The organism is Corallococcus sp. AB030 (assembly GCF_003668965.1).
Taxonomy (GTDB): Bacteria; Myxococcota; Myxococcia; order Myxococcales; family Myxococcaceae; genus Corallococcus; species Corallococcus exiguus.
The window spans coordinates 19116-33624 of sequence record NZ_RAWQ01000108.1 but is presented as its reverse complement, the minus strand read 5'-3'; the positions used below and the strand labels follow the sequence as shown (position 1 = coordinate 33624).

At 69.9% G+C, this 14509-nt stretch carries 13 protein-coding genes; 8 read left to right on the top strand and 5 right to left on the bottom strand.

Features of this window, described 5'->3' with window-relative positions; genetic code table 11:
- From D7Y15_RS24310 to D7Y15_RS45340, 6 genes are all read left to right on the top strand, one after another.
- The coding region (locus D7Y15_RS24310; RefSeq protein WP_169822520.1) for a biosynthetic peptidoglycan transglycosylase at nucleotides 1-474 on the top strand (474 nt) is incomplete at its 5' end.
- A 262-nt stretch (nucleotides 475-736) separates the two neighbouring features.
- Nucleotides 737-2113, top strand: a complete 1377-nt coding sequence (locus tag D7Y15_RS24305; protein ID WP_233605069.1) for a bifunctional lysylphosphatidylglycerol flippase/synthetase MprF — start codon at nucleotides 737-739, stop codon at nucleotides 2111-2113.
- Nucleotides 2114-2462: 349 nt separating this feature from the next.
- On the top strand, nucleotides 2463-3407 hold the full coding sequence (locus D7Y15_RS24300; RefSeq protein WP_120575658.1) for a hypothetical protein: 945 nt from the start codon (nucleotides 2463-2465) through the stop codon (nucleotides 3405-3407).
- A gap of 224 nt (nucleotides 3408-3631) precedes the next feature.
- Entirely contained in the window at nucleotides 3632-4942 is a 1311-nt protein-coding gene (locus D7Y15_RS24295; protein WP_120575657.1) for a cytochrome-c peroxidase, read from the top strand.
- Between the two features lie 12 nt (nucleotides 4943-4954).
- Nucleotides 4955-6073 carry a metallophosphoesterase gene (locus tag D7Y15_RS24290; protein ID WP_120575656.1) on the top strand — a complete coding sequence of 373 codons (1119 nt, stop codon included), beginning with the start codon at nucleotides 4955-4957 and terminating at the stop codon, nucleotides 6071-6073.
- 23 nt (nucleotides 6074-6096) lie between these two features.
- On the top strand, nucleotides 6097-6915 hold the full coding sequence (locus tag D7Y15_RS45340) for a c-type cytochrome (protein ID WP_199745981.1): 819 nt from the start codon (nucleotides 6097-6099) through the stop codon (nucleotides 6913-6915).
- Between the two features lie 39 nt (nucleotides 6916-6954).
- On the opposite strand, the gene D7Y15_RS24280 is transcribed toward D7Y15_RS45340, so the two are convergent.
- Nucleotides 6955-7149 (bottom strand): hypothetical protein, encoded by a 195-nt coding sequence (locus D7Y15_RS24280; protein ID WP_120575655.1) that lies wholly within the window; start codon nucleotides 7147-7149, stop codon nucleotides 6955-6957.
- Between the two features lie 48 nt (nucleotides 7150-7197).
- A complete protein-coding gene (locus tag D7Y15_RS24275) occupies nucleotides 7198-7407 on the bottom strand; it encodes a hypothetical protein (RefSeq protein ID WP_120575654.1) in 210 nt (69 codons plus the stop codon).
- Nucleotides 7408-8052: 645 nt separating this feature from the next.
- Here D7Y15_RS24275 and D7Y15_RS24270 point away from each other — a divergent pair.
- The gene (locus D7Y15_RS24270; RefSeq protein ID WP_121754088.1) at nucleotides 8053-10404 is read left to right on the top strand and encodes a hypothetical protein; all 2352 of its coding nucleotides are present in this window, start codon (nucleotides 8053-8055) and stop codon (nucleotides 10402-10404) included.
- 68 nt (nucleotides 10405-10472) lie between these two features.
- On the opposite strand, the gene D7Y15_RS24265 is transcribed toward D7Y15_RS24270, so the two are convergent.
- The 3 genes from D7Y15_RS24265 to D7Y15_RS24255 form a co-directional block, all read right to left on the bottom strand.
- Nucleotides 10473-11507, bottom strand: coding sequence for a rod shape-determining protein (locus D7Y15_RS24265; protein ID WP_014400170.1), 1035 nt, complete (start codon nucleotides 11505-11507; stop codon nucleotides 10473-10475).
- Between the two features lie 245 nt (nucleotides 11508-11752).
- Nucleotides 11753-12472 carry a glycosyltransferase family 2 protein gene (locus tag D7Y15_RS24260; protein ID WP_120575652.1) on the bottom strand — a complete coding sequence of 240 codons (720 nt, stop codon included), beginning with the start codon at nucleotides 12470-12472 and terminating at the stop codon, nucleotides 11753-11755.
- Nucleotides 12473-12528: 56 nt separating this feature from the next.
- Nucleotides 12529-13995 (bottom strand): aminotransferase class I/II-fold pyridoxal phosphate-dependent enzyme, encoded by a 1467-nt coding sequence (locus D7Y15_RS24255; RefSeq protein WP_120575651.1) that lies wholly within the window; start codon nucleotides 13993-13995, stop codon nucleotides 12529-12531.
- A 198-nt stretch (nucleotides 13996-14193) separates the two neighbouring features.
- Between D7Y15_RS24255 and D7Y15_RS24250 the strand changes: the two genes are divergently transcribed.
- Nucleotides 14194-14505, top strand: a complete 312-nt coding sequence (locus tag D7Y15_RS24250; RefSeq protein ID WP_121754087.1) for a hypothetical protein — start codon at nucleotides 14194-14196, stop codon at nucleotides 14503-14505.
- Nucleotides 14506-14509: the final 4 nt, after the last annotated feature.

The window sequence follows — 14509 nt, the reverse complement described above, 5'->3', positions numbered from 1 at the left end:
GGGGAGCTGGGGCGGGGGGCGTCCACGCTCACGCAGCAACTGGCCAAGAACCTCTGGCTGTCCTCGGACCGCAGCCTGGTGCGCAAGCTGAAGGAGCTGGTGCTCGCGCACCGGTTGGAGGCGGCGCTGACGAAGCAGCGCATCCTGACGCTGTACCTCAACGTGGTGGAGTGGGGGAACGGCGTGTATGGGATTGAGGCGGGGGCGCGGGAGCACTTCGGCGTGTCCGCGTCCCAACTCTCCGTGGCGCAGGGAGCGGTGCTGGCCGCGATGCTGCCGTCCCCGCGCAAGCGCTCGCCGTCCAGTGGTTCCCGAGCGCTGTGGAAGCACGCGCACCACGTGGTGGACGCGCTGAAGACCTACAAGCGCATCAGCGCGGCGCAGGCGGAGAGCGCGCACGCGGAGGTGGACCAGTTGCTCGGCCGGGCTCCCGCGGACAGCGGCGGGGACGACGCGGAGGACGACGGTTCCTGAGGAGGGACCGTCGCCGCGGTACTACAGCCGGGCCCCTCCATGGGAGGGCCGCCCCATGGGGGCCCGGCTCCGGCCCTGATTTCCCCGTCAAGGACGTCCTCCTGTAGTGCGTGGGAGCGGCCGGATTGGATCCATTCCCCGTGCACTTCCACCCGGGGGCGGTGCACTTCCTCACGGCCCGTCCCTCCAGGAGGGCCTTGTCTCCTCGGGCGGCTTTGGCTGGCGGGGGTGCGCCATGGGACGTAGTTTGAACGCAAACACCATGGCCGACCCCCACCAGGACCCCGCAGGCGACCCGCGCGAGCGGGTGCTGGCGCTGCTCAAGCACCACGGCTGGAACGCGACGTCCTTCCAGGTGCTGCAGCCGGGCTTCCAGTACTGGTTCTCTCCGGAGGGGGACGGGTGCATCGCCTACGTGGACACGGGCGGCGCGTGGGTGGCGGGAGGCGGTCCCATCGCCTCGCATGAGCGCGTGCACGACGTGGTGGAGGCCTTCCACCAGGCGGCCCGGAGCGCGGGCAAGCGCGTGAGCTTCTTCGCCACGGAGTCGCGCTTCTCCCGGCTCGTCCCGTTCGAGGAGCTGCCCATTGGCGAGCAGCCGGTGTGGGACCCGACGAAATGGGAATCAGTGGTGAAGGGCAGCCGCAGCCTGCGCGAACAGCTCCGCCGCGCGCGCTCCCACGGCGTGCGCGTGCGCGAGGTGCCCGCGGAGGTGATGGAGACGGAAGGCCACCCGCTGCGAGCGGCGGTGGAGGTGCTGGCCGAGCACTGGCTCGCGTCGCGCCGCATGGCGACCATGGGTTTCCTGGTGGGACTGGCCCCTGGTGCCTTCGCCCGGGAGCGCCGCGCCTTCGTGGCGGAGGTCGAGGGCCGCGTGGTGGGCTTCCTGTCGGTGACGCCCGTGTACGCGCGCGACGGCTGGTTCCTCCAGGACCTGCTGCGCGAGCCCACCGCGCCCAACGGCACGGCGGAGACGCTGGTGGACGCCGCGATGCGCGCCGCCGCGTTGAACGGGCGCCAGTACGTGACATTGGGCCTGGCGCCGCTCGCGGGGCCGGTGCGGCCGTGGCTGCGGTTCGCGCGCAGCGCCGGGCGCCCGCTGTTCGACTTCGAGGGCCTGCGTTCCTTCAAGGCGAAGTTCCGCCCCGACGCGTGGGTGACGCTCTATCTGTCCCACCCGAAGGACGAGCCAGCGCCGTGGGCCATCTACGACGCGCTCCGGGCCTTCGCGCGGGGAAGCCTGGTGAAGTTCGGGCTCGTCACGCTGCTGCGCCGGCCGCGCTTCTTCGTGCGTGCGTTGACGGCGCTGCTGGTGCCGTGGACGGTGCTGCTCGCGCTGCCCATGAGCGCGCACTGGTTCCCCTCGCCGTGGGTGCAGCACGGCTGGGTGGTGTTCGACGTGGGGCTCATCGCGGGCCTGCTGCTGCTCCTGCGCCGCTGGCGCGACGGGCTGGCGACGCTGCTGGGGCGGCTCACCACCGCGGATGCCTGTCTGACATTGGTGCAGGCGTTGGCTTTCAACGCCGCCCGGGCGCGAGGTCCGTGGGACTGGAGCATCATCATCGCGTCGGTGCTCGCCCCCGCGACGGCGTCCGCCATGTTGCTGCGCTCACGCGACCTGCGCGTCCCGGAGCCTTGAACTCGTGGGTCGGGCCGTCGCGAGCCTCGCGTGAGCCTCGGTCCGGGAGCTCCGTGCAGCATACGGCCCGGCCTCCTGGCTCCAACAGGACGGAGGGGGTTGGCCCCCAGCTCAAGACGTCCCGGTGCGGCTGGGGTGACGGAGGGGGGACGCGGTCCGAGACAGGGGGTGGCGTAGAATGGACGGAGTCCCAGTCATCCCCGTCCCCTCCGGAGATTGGATCCTCGCCACCATGCCCTTGGTTCCCAAGTCCGCCAATCCATCCTCCACGCCGCGTCCGGAAGGAGTTCGTTCCCCCGCGACCTCTCCGAGGACGCCTCCCCCCCTCTCAATCGTCGCCAGCCAGGGCATGAGCCCCGAGTCGGTGAACCCGCCGGCCAGCGCTCGCGACACCTCCCGCCCGGACGACGGGCCCCGTTCGCCCCGGGCCAGCACCCCGTCCGCCGTCCAATCCCACCAGGGCGTCAGCACCTTCACCAGTCCGGCGCCCGTCGCCACGCTGGCCGCGAGCAGCAACGGCGTCCGGTATGAGCAGGGCCGCTGCCCTGCGCTGGCCCCGGCGGATCCGAGACGTCAGACGGCCCTCAATCTGGACGACGCCGCCTGCCTCACCCACGGCATCTCCCCGGAGCACGTGCAGACCGCCCTCCTGCAGGGCCAGCTCAACTCCGCCTACACCCGGCTGGGCAAGGACGGCATCTACTCGCGGACCGCGGACAAGAACGGCGGCGGAGCGCTGGCCGTCTACACGCGCGCGGTGGGAATCGAGCAGACCTCCTGGAAGGCCCAGGGCAGCGGCGTGGGAAGCAATGACAGCAAGGTGCAGATGATTCTCAGCACCGCCGTGCTGGAGAACCCCGCCCACGGCTGGCGGGCGTCCTCCACGGACAACATGGGCAAGGTCCCGGGCTCGACCGTCGTGCATCAACGGGGCCTCCCCAGTAACGATCCCCTCGGCCGCGCTCCCCTCTGGCGCTGCCAGACCGAGTCGGCCCGCAACAGCGCCTTCAATGCGACCGTGAGCGGCAGGAGCCCCCAGGCGAACAACGAGCAACTGCACTGGCAGAGCGTCCCCCTCGAGGGAAACCTCAAGGGGATGGTGGTCACGTCCAGGTCCAGCTTCGACATGCTGATGGCGCTCCCCGGCGCTCAGTTGGACGAGGGGGCGCCGGGCAGGGGCACCGTCCGGTTCGGGGAGCAGGACATCCCCGTCCTCCTCACGGACGGCAAGAACCCGTTGCTGGCCGTGCTGAAGAGGGCTGGCATCGCGGACTCCGACGGAAGGGTCCGCTGACGCAGGCTCGGGACGCGCACGGGCGGAAAAATGAAGCCCGTGCGTGTCTTTCCTTGTCTCGGTGGGTGGAGCGTGACGTCTGACGTTCCAATCCCAGACACTCGCCCTCCCCCTGGACCGAGGGACCGTTGAACAGTTCTCACGGGTTGCGTGAAATGCCCGGACCGGCCTCGGACCCGGGCGGATGTCCCGCCGCGGCTCCAGAGAACGGGTAGGAGGCGTTCATGCGGCTGCCCTCGGGCGTCGTCACGATGCTCGCCGTGGTGCTCAACTCCGGCGTGGGACTGGCAGCACCTCCCCCTTCACAATCCGCGAACGCGACACCGCCGCAGCTGCCGCCGGGCGTCTCCGCGACGCTGTGGCGGCTGTCGGTCCCCAAGGGCATGGAGCCCACGCCGGAGCGGGTGGCGCTGGGCGAGAAGCTCTTCCGGGAAAAGCGCCTGTCGGTGGACAACACCGTGGCCTGCATGACGTGCCACGAGCCGGAGCTGGGCTTCACCGACGGCAAGCCGCTGTCAGAAGGCGTCAAGCAGCAGAAGGTGGCGCGCAACAGCCCCACCGTCCTCAACGCCCTCTTCAACGCCACCCAGTTCTGGGACGGCCGCGCGGCCACGCTGGAGGACCAGGCGAAGCTGCCCATCCTCAACCCGCGTGAGATGGGCATGCCGGACCCGGACACCGTCGTGAAGAAGGTGCGCGGCATCCCCGAGTACGTCACCGACTTCCAGAAGGTGTTCGGCCGCGAGCCCAACTTCGACGACCTGGCCGTCGCCATCGCCGCGTTCGAACGGATGCAGTTCTCCGGCGACGCGCGCTTCGACAAGTTCATCACGGGCGACAGCAAGGCGCTCACCGCGTCGGAGAAGAACGGCTGGGCGCTCTTCAACGGCAAGGCGCGCTGCAATTCCTGCCACGCGGGCAACGCCGTGTCCCCGCTGTTCAGCGACCAGAAGTTCCACAACATCGGCGTCGCCGCGCACAAGCAGGACTTCGTCACCCTGGCGCGCAAGGGCGTGCAGGTGGTGCGCACCGGAGACGAGAAGCAGATCGACGAGCTGGCGCTCAACTCGGAGTTCTCCGAGCTGGGCCGCTTCCTTGTCACCAAGCAGGAGAACGACGTGGGCTCGTTCAAGACGCCCATCCTGCGCAACGTGGGCATCACCGGCCCGTACATGCATGACGGGTCGCTCACCACGCTGTGGGACGTGATGGACCACTACAACAAGGGCGGCGTGGCCAATCCCTACCTCGACGGGGGGATGCAGCGGCTGGGACTCACGGAGCCGGAAATCGACGACCTGGTGGCGTTCCTCTTCACCCTCACGGACACGAAGTTCGACAAGCTCAACAAGGAGCAGCTGGCGAAGCAGCGCGCCCGGAAGAACACCCGGCCGGAGCGGGACAACGCCATCGCCCTGGGCAAGAAGGGCAACCTGGGCGACCTGGCTCCGAACCCGGACCTGAACGTGAAGAACCCGGCGGACCTGGGCTTCTACGGCGACGTCACCCCGGTGACGAACACCAAGCAGCGGTAACGGAGGCGCGCCATGGCCAACAAGTTCCAGAGCATCGAGACGAAGCACTACGCCGAACGCGACGCCTTCTTCGAGGGCCTGAGGAAGCTGGACCGCCGCGCCTTCATGCGCGTCGCCGGCATCTCCGCTGGCATTGTCGCGGGCATGGGCAAGCTCACGCCCAACAGCTTCCAGCTGGTCAACGTGGCGGAGGCGCAGGGAGAGAAGCCGAAGTTCTCCTTCGCGTACATCTCCGACACGCACCTGTATGAAAACAAGCTCAACGACCGCTTCGTGCGCGCCATCCTCAAGGCCGTGGATGACGTGAACGCGCTGGACCCCCAGCCGGACTTCGTCCTCTTCGGTGGAGACCTGGCGCAGCTGGGCCAGGCGGGTGAGCTCAAGCTGGGCGCGCAAATCCTCAAGTCCGTGAAGGCCCCCATCAAGATGATGGTGGGCGAGCACGACTGGTTCCTGGACATGGGCGAGCTGTGGCGAGACCTGTTCGGCGCGCCCAACTACTCCTTCGACCACAAGGGCGTGCACTTCGTGGTGCTCAACTCCATCCTGGAGAAGGACTTCTGGACGGAGCGGAAGCTCTCCCCCATGGAGCGCATGAAGATCGTCGCCGGCCTGGACAATGGCATCCAGTCCCGCTTCGAGGTCGGCGCCGAGCAGCGCCAGTGGCTCCAGAACGACCTGGCCAAGGTGGCGAAGACGACGCCCGTCATCGTCTTCAGCCACTCGCCGCTCTACAAGTACTACAAGCCCTGGAACTTCTGGACCGACGACGCGGACGAGGTGCAGGCCATTCTCAAGCCGTACGAGAAGGTCACCGTCATCCACGGACACACGCACCAACTGCTCAGCAACCGCATTGGCAACATCTCCTTCCACGGGATGCTGTCCACCGCGTGGCCGTGGCCGTACGCGCCGGAAGGCCTGCCCTCGCTCACGGTGCCCATGAACCGCGCGGATCCGTTCAGCCAGTTCGACGGCTGCGGTGACGGCCGCATGGACGTGTTGGAGTCGGGGCTCGTGGACAAGGTCTACAACCTCTGGCAGCGCGACCCCATCACCGTGCGCGCCAGCTACCTGGGCTCCGGTGGCAAGCAGTCCGCGCCCCCCAAGCCCAAGCTGCCCACCTACTAGGACCGGAAGAGGAACTCCCTCCCATGAACCTGCGAATGAAGTTGCTCGTGGTCCCGTGCGCGGCCCTGTCCTTCGCCGGCGGCGTGGCGCTCGCCACGTCCCCGGAGCCGAAGGCCGAACCGCTCCCCAAGCACGTCCTGCCCGCGTCCAAGGACGGCAACCTGGTGCTGGGCCTGTGCGACGGTGAGACGTCCATGGAAGTGCAAGGCGTGAAGGATGGCCAGAAGCTCACCCGCGCCCAGGCCATCACCGCCACCGCGCAGTTGATGGATGACTGGCGCAAGAAGAACCCGGACGCGAACTGGGACGACGTGCCCGGCCCGGTGCTGGCGCAGGCCGCGCCCCCGGCCACGAAGAAGTCCCCAACGCCCGCGCCCCAACCCAACCCCGGCTCGAAGCCCTCGGGCAACGACGTGCGCCAGGGCGGCGTGGGCGCGGAGACGGGCGCCAAGGCCGTGCCCCAGCAGCAGAAGGCCAACCTCCAGACGGGCCACACCTACGGCGCGTATTCCGAGCGCGACGAGCAGGTGTGGGCGGACTCCGTGCAGGCGGCCGTGAAGGAGGGCCACCGCGTGTTCCACGACGCGGACGCGCTGGGCGGCACGGTGGGCGTGTCGTGCGACATGTGCCATCCGGACGCGGCCAACACCCACCCGGAGACCTACCCGAAGTACCAGGTGCAGCTGGGCCGCGTGGCGCTGCTGCGCGACATGATCAACTGGTGCATCGAGAACCCGGTGCGAGGCAAGCCGCTGGCGGACGGCGATCCGAAGATGCGCGCGATGGAGGCGTACATCTATGCGCAGCGCAAGGGCGTGAAGCTGGAGTACGGCAAGCACTGAAGCCCGGGCGGGACCTCGGGCCCCGGGCGCTTCGTGCGCTCAGGGGCCCAGGTACAGGTTCAGGGCGGTGTAGGCCGCGCAGAACGGATACGCGAACAGCAGGCTGTAGGTGATTTGCAGCGGCGTCAGGTGCCGCCGGTCGATGACACCCTTCGTGGGGCCGCGTTCATCCCGGCGGCGCAGGTATGCCCCCAGCGCGAAGGACACCACCCCCGACACGAGCCACGGGTTCATGGGGGAAAGCATCAAGCGTGCTCGGGATGGGGCGCAAGCCAGCCCCCGTCACATCCGGCTGAGGAAGAAGCGGACCAGGATGAACAGCGCCATCGCGTAGGCGTACCCCAGCAGGACTCGACCGGCGATGCGCTGCGGCGTCGGTTTGCGCGGCTCGGCCTCCGGAGGCGGCGCGCGGCGCTGGTCGCGCGTCACGAGGAAGCGCCCCAGGCCGAGCGCGACGATGACGGAGATGATCACGAGGTCGAAGGCGCCCATGGCGTGGGAGCTTCGGACAATGGCCTGACGGGATTCAAGGCAAGTGGCATGCCGCACCCCGCCAGTGGCGCACCGCACGAACCGGTCCAGCGGATTTCCACTGGCCCGATGCGGTGCTCCCCCGGCCGCGGTTGTCTCCGAACTTGTCCGACAGTCGGACAGGTTTCTGCGAGTGGGACTGGGCGGAGGCCCCGGCCAGCCACGATGGCCCAAAGCTGTCCGACAGTCGGACAGGATTCCGCGCTCGGATTGAGCGGCGGCTCCCAGCACGGAGGCCCGCTCTTGTCGGACAGGTTTCCGCTGGCCGGATGGATGGAGGTCTTGGCCGCGGTTGCCCCGAACTTGTCCGACAGTCGGACAGGTTTTCTCGGCTCGGGTGTCGGGGGCCTTGGTTGCGGTGGTCCAAAGCGGTCCGACAGTCGGACAGGTTTTGGCCGCGCGCCGCCGCCGGGGGCTCGGAAGGGCTCTTACCTGCTCATCGGTGGAGGCAGCCTTCAGGCCTTGAGGCCCGGCGCGACGATGGATGCTGGTGGCCCTCTTGAGGTCGAAGGCATTCGTGGCCTGGCCGCTTCGGGCCATGGGCTGACCGGATTCAGGGCTCGGGGGCTTGCCTTCCCCCCGCCGGGTCCCGGTTGAATGCGGGCCATGTCCCTCGTCCCTGTCACGGACCCCAGCGGTTTGCTGGAGCGCGCGCCGCGTCTGGCGGAGCTCCTGCCGGATGCCGCACTGTCGGAGGCGCTCGCGCGGGGTGATGCGTGGGCGGTGCACGCGGTGCTCTTGCGCCGGCTGGAGCACGAGCCGCCCGGGCCCACGCGAGAGCTGCTGGCTTCGCTGGTGGAGGACCGGGGCGCCTTCGTCATCGCCGCCCGTCCGCCGTCCGCGTCCTCCGTGCTGGGGACGGGTGTCCGGTGGAGGGGCGTGCCTCCTCGCGACGCCGCCCCGAACGCCCCCTTCGTCGCCGAGCGCACGGTGACGGTGCTGGGCGTTCCGGTGTGGCCCCTGGAGGGCTACCTCGTGCGCGCGGACGGCAAGGCTCCGCTCCAGGTCATCGGGCAGGTGCCGCCCTCGCCGGGCAGGTCGCGCCGCCGCGCGGTGTCCCTGGCTGGGGTGGCGCTGGGGCTCTGCGGCCTGGTGGGTCTGGGCGCGGTGTGGCTGGACGCGCGCAGCATGCGCGCCGTGACGGTCGTCAACGGTCTGTCGCGCCCCGTGGACGTGCGCATCGGCGGCGAGCACTGGGTGGTGGCGCCCGGGACGCAGGAGCAGGGGCGCGTGAGGATGGGAGATGGACCGCTCCATGCGGTGACGACCTGGCCCGGCCAGGAGTCCGTCATCGAGGACGTGACACTTCCGGTCCAGGGCGAGCACATCCTCTACAACGTGAAGGGCGCGGCGATGCTGGAGGCGGTCCCGGAGGAAGGGGTCGTCTCCGCGGGCCCCTACGCCAGGTCCCTTCCGGAGATCGCCTCGGTGCTCCAGCCGGGCGAACAGCTCTCCGTGCAGTCCGCGAAGTGGGAGTCCGCCGCGCGCCTCTACGCGGAAGAGGGGCGCTGGCAGGCCGCGGGCCGTGTGGCGTCCGCCGTTGCGGAGGTGGAGCCGGGCAATACCGTCGCGCGGGAGATGGCCGCGCGCGCATGGCTCTTCGTGGACACGCAGGTGCCCGCGAACCTGCCGGCCGACCTGCGCTGGCGCAACACGCGCGACTTCGCGGCGATGCTGATGCACACCTGGCAGGAGGACCCGGCCGCGCAAGCGCTGGCGCTGTCGTTGATGCGCCACATCGGCCAGGGGGCCCAGGCCCGCGCACGCTACGCGGAGCACGCGCAGCAGCATCCGGACTCACCGCTGGCGGCCCTCTACCTGCAGCGCGCGAGCCCGCCGGACCTGGGCTCCGCGGACGCCGTCGACGCCTACTCGAAGCTGGCGGTGCGCTTCCCGGACTCGCCCGACGTGACCCGCGCGTGGTTGGAGGCGCGGTGGCGCTTCGAGCTGGAGCACCCGTCGGACGCGGGCCGGGGGAACGACGTCGGACGTCCGCCGTACGAGGTCCAGACGGCGGAGCTGTTGAAGCCCTTCGTGGAGAAGCACCCGCCGGAGACATTGGAGGCGCTGGAGCTGGACGTGCGCATCTTCTTGCGCGCGCGGCTGCGAGACGCGGCCACGGGGCTGGTGCGCCGCTACGGCCAGGACCCGCGCCGCCGGACCTGGGACTTCCTGGTACTGGCCGGACGCACGGCGGAGGCCGCCGGGCCCGAGCACACGTCCTACGTGATGCGCGACTGGATTCCCGCCGACCTCGCGCGGCAGCCGGCGCGGATGCTGCTGCTGGACCTGCTCACCGGACAGCGCTCGCCGAAGGACGCGGAGCTCGCCGCGCTGGCGTCCCCCGAGGACCGCTCCATGCTGCGCCTCACCCGGGACGTGCTGGTGGATCCGAAGCGCGCGCTGAAAGAGGCCGACGGAGACCCCCTGGTCGTGCTGCCCCGACTGGATCCGGAGATCCTCGCGCTGCTCGCCCTGGAGTTCACGCGCACCGGCGATGCCTTTGGGAAACGGCTCTTCAGTGTCTCGCTGCCGCTGATGCTCGCGCGCGAACCGCTGCGAAACCACGTCCTGTCCGTCTCGGGCGTCCCGGGACCGGACTTCCACCGCCTGCCCCCGGGCCTGCGCGCCGCCGCCACCCTGGTCCACGCCCGGCGCGAGGCGAAGGAGGGCTACCCGGTGTTCACGGAGCGGTTGGATGGTCTTGCCCGCATGGACGCGCTGGGCGGCTTCTCGGTCCGCGCCGCCGGCCCCTGGATGCGGCGCGCGTTCGACGCCTGCATGGACACGAAGGTGGAGCAGCCCCTGCCCCAGGGCATCCTCTTGAGGGGTGACCTTGTGAAAGAGCAGGCCCGCCAGGAGGACGACCGGGAGGGTCGCCGCCCCAACTGCGAGGCGCGCATCGTCAGACCCACGGGGCTGCCGCTTCCCCGGACCGCCGCCACGACGACGCCGTAGAAACGCGAACGGCGCCGACCCCTGAAACCGGGTCCGGCGCCGTCACGGTGCAGCAGGGGAGGGGACCCTCAGCCCGGCTGGCAGACCTGGCGGAGGATGTCCAACGACTCCAGCGCCTTGCCCGCGCCAATCACCACGGCGGACAGCGGGTCCTCCGCGAGGAACACCGGCAGGCCCGTCTCCTCGCGCAGCAGCGTGTCCAGGTTCTTGAGCAGCGCGCCGCCACCGGCCAGCACGATGCCCCTGTCGGCGATGTCACCGGCCAGCTCCGGCGGCGTGCGCTCCAGCGTCAGCTTCACCGCTTCGACGATGCCGTTGACGGGCTCCGCGAGCGCGTCTCGCACCTCGTCGCTGGACACCGTCAGCGTGCGCGGCACGCCGGCCACCAGGTCGCGACCCTTGATCTCCATGGTCATGACCTCGTCCGTCGGGTACGCCGTGCCGATGCCCATCTTGATGAGCTCCGCCGTGCGCTCACCGATGAGCAGGTTGTACTTGCGCTTGACGTACTGGATGATCGCCTCGTCCAGCTTGTCGCCGCCGATGCGCACGGACTTGGCGAACACGATGCCCGCGAGGCTGATGACCGCGACGTCGGACGTGCCACCGCCGATGTCCACAATCATGTTGCCGCTGGGCTCCGTCACCGGCAGGCCCGCGCCAATCGCCGCGGCCATGGGCTGCTCGATGAGGTAGACCTCGCGCGCGCCCGCGTTGGCGGCCGCCTCACGCACCGCGCGGCGCTCCACCTCCGTGATGCCGGACGGGATGCCGATGATGATGCGCGGGTTCACCAGCGTCTTGCGGTTGTGCGCGCTCTGGATGAAGTAGCGCAGCATCGCGGCGGTGATTTCGAAGTCGGCGATGACGCCGTCCTTCATGGGCCGGATGGCCACGATGTTGCCCGGCGTCCTGCCGAGCATCTCCTTGGCCTCCTTGCCCACGGCGAGCACCTTCTTGCCGCCGCGCGAGTCCTGCTGCACCGCCACGACGGAGGGCTCGTTGGACACGATGCCCTGGCCGCGGATGTAGATGAGCGTGTTCGCCGTACCCAGGTCGATGGCGAGGTCGCGCGAAAACAGGGTGTGGAGCCAGTCGAACATACGGGGACGGAAACTTTCGGAAGGGTCGGGAAACTCTCCGCCCTTCAGACGGAGTGCGTTGTCGAAACTACTACGCGCCGCAATACGGAGGAAGAAAAGCCGGAGCCCCTCTCAGGGCGCCGCTCGCTGGACAACCAACCGCACCCGCCCGTCTGTTCCCTTGTCCGCATTCGGACCGCGCTTTTCCTGAAGGACCCCAACCCGCGTCCTCCCCAGGCCAGCAGCCGGGCGGACGTCCGGGCTTCTCAGCGCTTCAGCGAGTACTTCCCGATGGCGTAGAGGGCGCGCACGCCGTCCTTCCAGCCAATCTTCTTGCCCTCCTCGTAGGTGCGCCCATGGTAGCTGATGGGTACCTCGAAGACGCGCCAGTTGCCGCGCGCCACCTTGGCGGTGATTTCGGGCTCGAAGCCGAACCGGTCCTCTTCCACGTGCACGGAGCGGATGACCTCCGCGCGGAAGGCCTTGTAGCAGGTCTCCATGTCCGTGAGGTTCAGCCCGCTCGTCATGTTGGAGAGCGTGGTGAGCAGGTTGTTGAGCACGGTGTGCCAGTAGTACAGCACCCGACGTGGCGACCCGATGAAGCGGCTGCCGAAGACGACGTCCGCGTCGCCGTCCAGGATGGGCTGGATGACCCGGGGGATGTCCCGGGGGTCGTATTCCAGGTCCGCGTCCTGCACGAGGACGATGTCCCCCGTGGCCTCGGCGAAGCCCCGGCGCAGCGCGGCCCCCTTGCCCTGGTTGTTCTCCTGGAAGAGCACCCGGATTTCGTTCCGGTTCTTCGGCGAGCCCCCCAGGACCTCCAGGCCCTGTTCGGACAGCTGGCGCAGGAATTCGCGGCTGCCGTCCTTGGAACAGTCGTCCACCAGGACGAGCTCCTTGGGGAAGTCCACGGCGATGCAGCGCCGGAGGATTTCCGCCAGGGTGGGAATCTCGTTGTAGACGGGGATGACGAGAGAGACGAGCATGGCGGCCCCGCCCTATCGCATTTCCCCCGCCAGGGCGACTCCCTTGCACACAAAATTCAGGGCCGGGCCGCGCTCCGGAGCGCGGCCAGCAGGGCTTCCAGGTCCGCGTCTCCGGTGAGCGGGTGGATGAGCGTGGTGCGCAGGTACACGCCCCGGGGCAGCCGCGTCTGCACCAGGTAGAAATCTCCACGGGAGACCAGCGCTTCACGCAGGCGGACCTGGAGCGCGTCCCAGCCCTCCGGTGGCACGTGCGCGGGGGTGTGGCGGAAGCAGACGATGTTGCAGTCGGGCTCCAGGGCCAGCTCGAAGTCCGGGGCGGCGGTGAGCATCCCCGCGAAGCGCCGGGCCTGGTCGTAGGAGGCGGTGACGGCCTCCTCGAAGACGCGCGTGCCCAGCACGGACAGGCACGCGTAGACCTTGAGGGGCATCATCTCCTTGGTGCACTCCAGCGTGCGCAGGCCCACGTCGCTGTAGGGGCGCGCGTCGTCGCCGTCGCCGTGGAAGAGGTAGTGGGCCTCCTGGGAGAAGGCGTCGAAGGAGCGCGCGCCGTCGCGGAAGAGCACGGCCGTCACCAGCGCGGGCATGAGCAGCCCCTTGTGCGCGTCCCACACCACGGAGTCCGCCCGCTCGATGCCCTTCACCTGCGCGCGGTACTTCGGGCTCAGGGACGCCGCGGCCCCGTGCGCGCCGTCCACGTGGAACCACAGGTCGTGCTTCTGCGCGAAGTCCGACACGGGCTCCAGCGGGTCGAACGCGCCGGTGGCGGTGGAGCCCGCGCTGGCCACCACGGCGATGGCCTTGCGCCCCGCGCGGGTGGCCCGGGCGAGCGCGTCCTCCAGGGCGTCCGGCCGCACGCGGAAGTGGTCGTCCACGTCCACCGGGGTGAGGCCGCCCTCGCCCCAGCCCATGATGCGGACCGCGCGGGCCAGGCAGTAGTGGGCGGAGCGGGGGACCAGCACCGTCAGGGGCGGGCCCGCGTGTGCACCGCCGTTCCACGCGTCGTAGCCGGCCTTCGCCTGACGGGCGGCGAGCAGGGCGGTGAGGTTGCCCGCGCTGCCGCCGGAGGTGAGCACGCCTCGGGCGCTGGAAGGCAGGCCCAGCTTCGACGCCATCCATGCGAGCACGTGGTGCTCCATCGCGGTGGCGACCGGGCCCATCTCGTACACGGCCATGCCGTTGTTGAGCAGCGACGACACGGCATCGCACAGCGCGGCCAGCGGTACGGGCGCCGTCACCTGATGTCCCACGTAGCGCGGGTGGTGCAGGTGGTGCGAACCCTCCAGCACGCGCGCCATCAGTGACGCGAAGGCCTGTGAAAGCTCTGGCGCCGGCTCCTCCGGGAAGGCCGTGGCGAAGCGCTCCTGGTTCACCGCGGGCGGCGCCCAGGGCAGCACCGGCATCTCGCCCCCGGCGAGCGCGGCCTTCAGGTAGTCCGCGAGCTGATCCATCAAGGCGTGGGCGGTGGCCCGGAAGGACTCCGGTTCATAGGCGGCGCGCAGCGGAGGGAAGACAGGGGTCGTCATGGCGGGCGCACGCTAACGGGAGCGCATCTTCCGGGCGCGGGAAACCGGGGCACGAAGGGCCGGACGGGCTCCCGGCCGGCCGACGGAACCCTTCCGCTCCAGGAGGGACCGGGCGGGCAGGGGCCCGGCGAAGGGGCGGGCGGCTCGCGGCGCCGCCAGGCCATCCCCACCTTTCCGGCGCACAGGAGGAGACGACCGATGGCTTTCGACGACACGCCGTCCGAACGGCGCTCCATCATCAGCGGCATGCGCGTCCGCTCGGCGGACGGGAAGCTCCTGGGGTACGTGGCCCTCATCGGCCAGGAGCACCTCTACGTCCGGCGCTCGCCCTTCGTCCGTCATCGCCACTGGAAGGAGGCCCCCCTGTCCGCCGTGGGCAGGGTGCTCCAGGGCGCCGTCATCCTGAAGGAAGGCACGGGCCCGCTGACTCACGCGGACGCCATGTTTCACGGAGAAATCCCGACACAGACCCTGCCCCTGGCGCTGGGGCTCGAGCCGTCGCACGCGTGAGGCC

Excerpts from the sequence above, each read along its gene's own strand:
- D7Y15_RS24305 (WP_233605069.1), top strand. The coding sequence starts at position 737 with ATGGCCGACCCCCACCAGGACCCCGCAGGCGACCCGCGCGAGCGGGTG.
- D7Y15_RS24300 (WP_120575658.1), top strand. The coding sequence starts at position 2,463 with ATGAGCCCCGAGTCGGTGAACCCGCCGGCCAGCGCTCGCGACACCTCC.
- D7Y15_RS24295 (WP_120575657.1), top strand. The coding sequence starts at position 3,632 with ATGCGGCTGCCCTCGGGCGTCGTCACGATGCTCGCCGTGGTGCTCAAC.
- D7Y15_RS24290 (WP_120575656.1), top strand. The coding sequence starts at position 4,955 with ATGGCCAACAAGTTCCAGAGCATCGAGACGAAGCACTACGCCGAACGC.
- D7Y15_RS45340 (WP_199745981.1), top strand. The coding sequence starts at position 6,097 with ATGAACCTGCGAATGAAGTTGCTCGTGGTCCCGTGCGCGGCCCTGTCC.
- D7Y15_RS24280 (WP_120575655.1), bottom strand. The coding sequence starts at position 7,149 with ATGAACCCGTGGCTCGTGTCGGGGGTGGTGTCCTTCGCGCTGGGGGCA.
- D7Y15_RS24275 (WP_120575654.1), bottom strand. The coding sequence starts at position 7,407 with ATGGGCGCCTTCGACCTCGTGATCATCTCCGTCATCGTCGCGCTCGGC.
- D7Y15_RS24270 (WP_121754088.1), top strand. The coding sequence starts at position 8,053 with ATGTCCCTCGTCCCTGTCACGGACCCCAGCGGTTTGCTGGAGCGCGCG.
- D7Y15_RS24265 (WP_014400170.1), bottom strand. The coding sequence starts at position 11,507 with ATGTTCGACTGGCTCCACACCCTGTTTTCGCGCGACCTCGCCATCGAC.
- D7Y15_RS24260 (WP_120575652.1), bottom strand. The coding sequence starts at position 12,472 with ATGCTCGTCTCTCTCGTCATCCCCGTCTACAACGAGATTCCCACCCTG.
- D7Y15_RS24255 (WP_120575651.1), bottom strand. The coding sequence starts at position 13,995 with ATGACGACCCCTGTCTTCCCTCCGCTGCGCGCCGCCTATGAACCGGAG.
- D7Y15_RS24250 (WP_121754087.1), top strand. The coding sequence starts at position 14,194 with ATGGCTTTCGACGACACGCCGTCCGAACGGCGCTCCATCATCAGCGGC.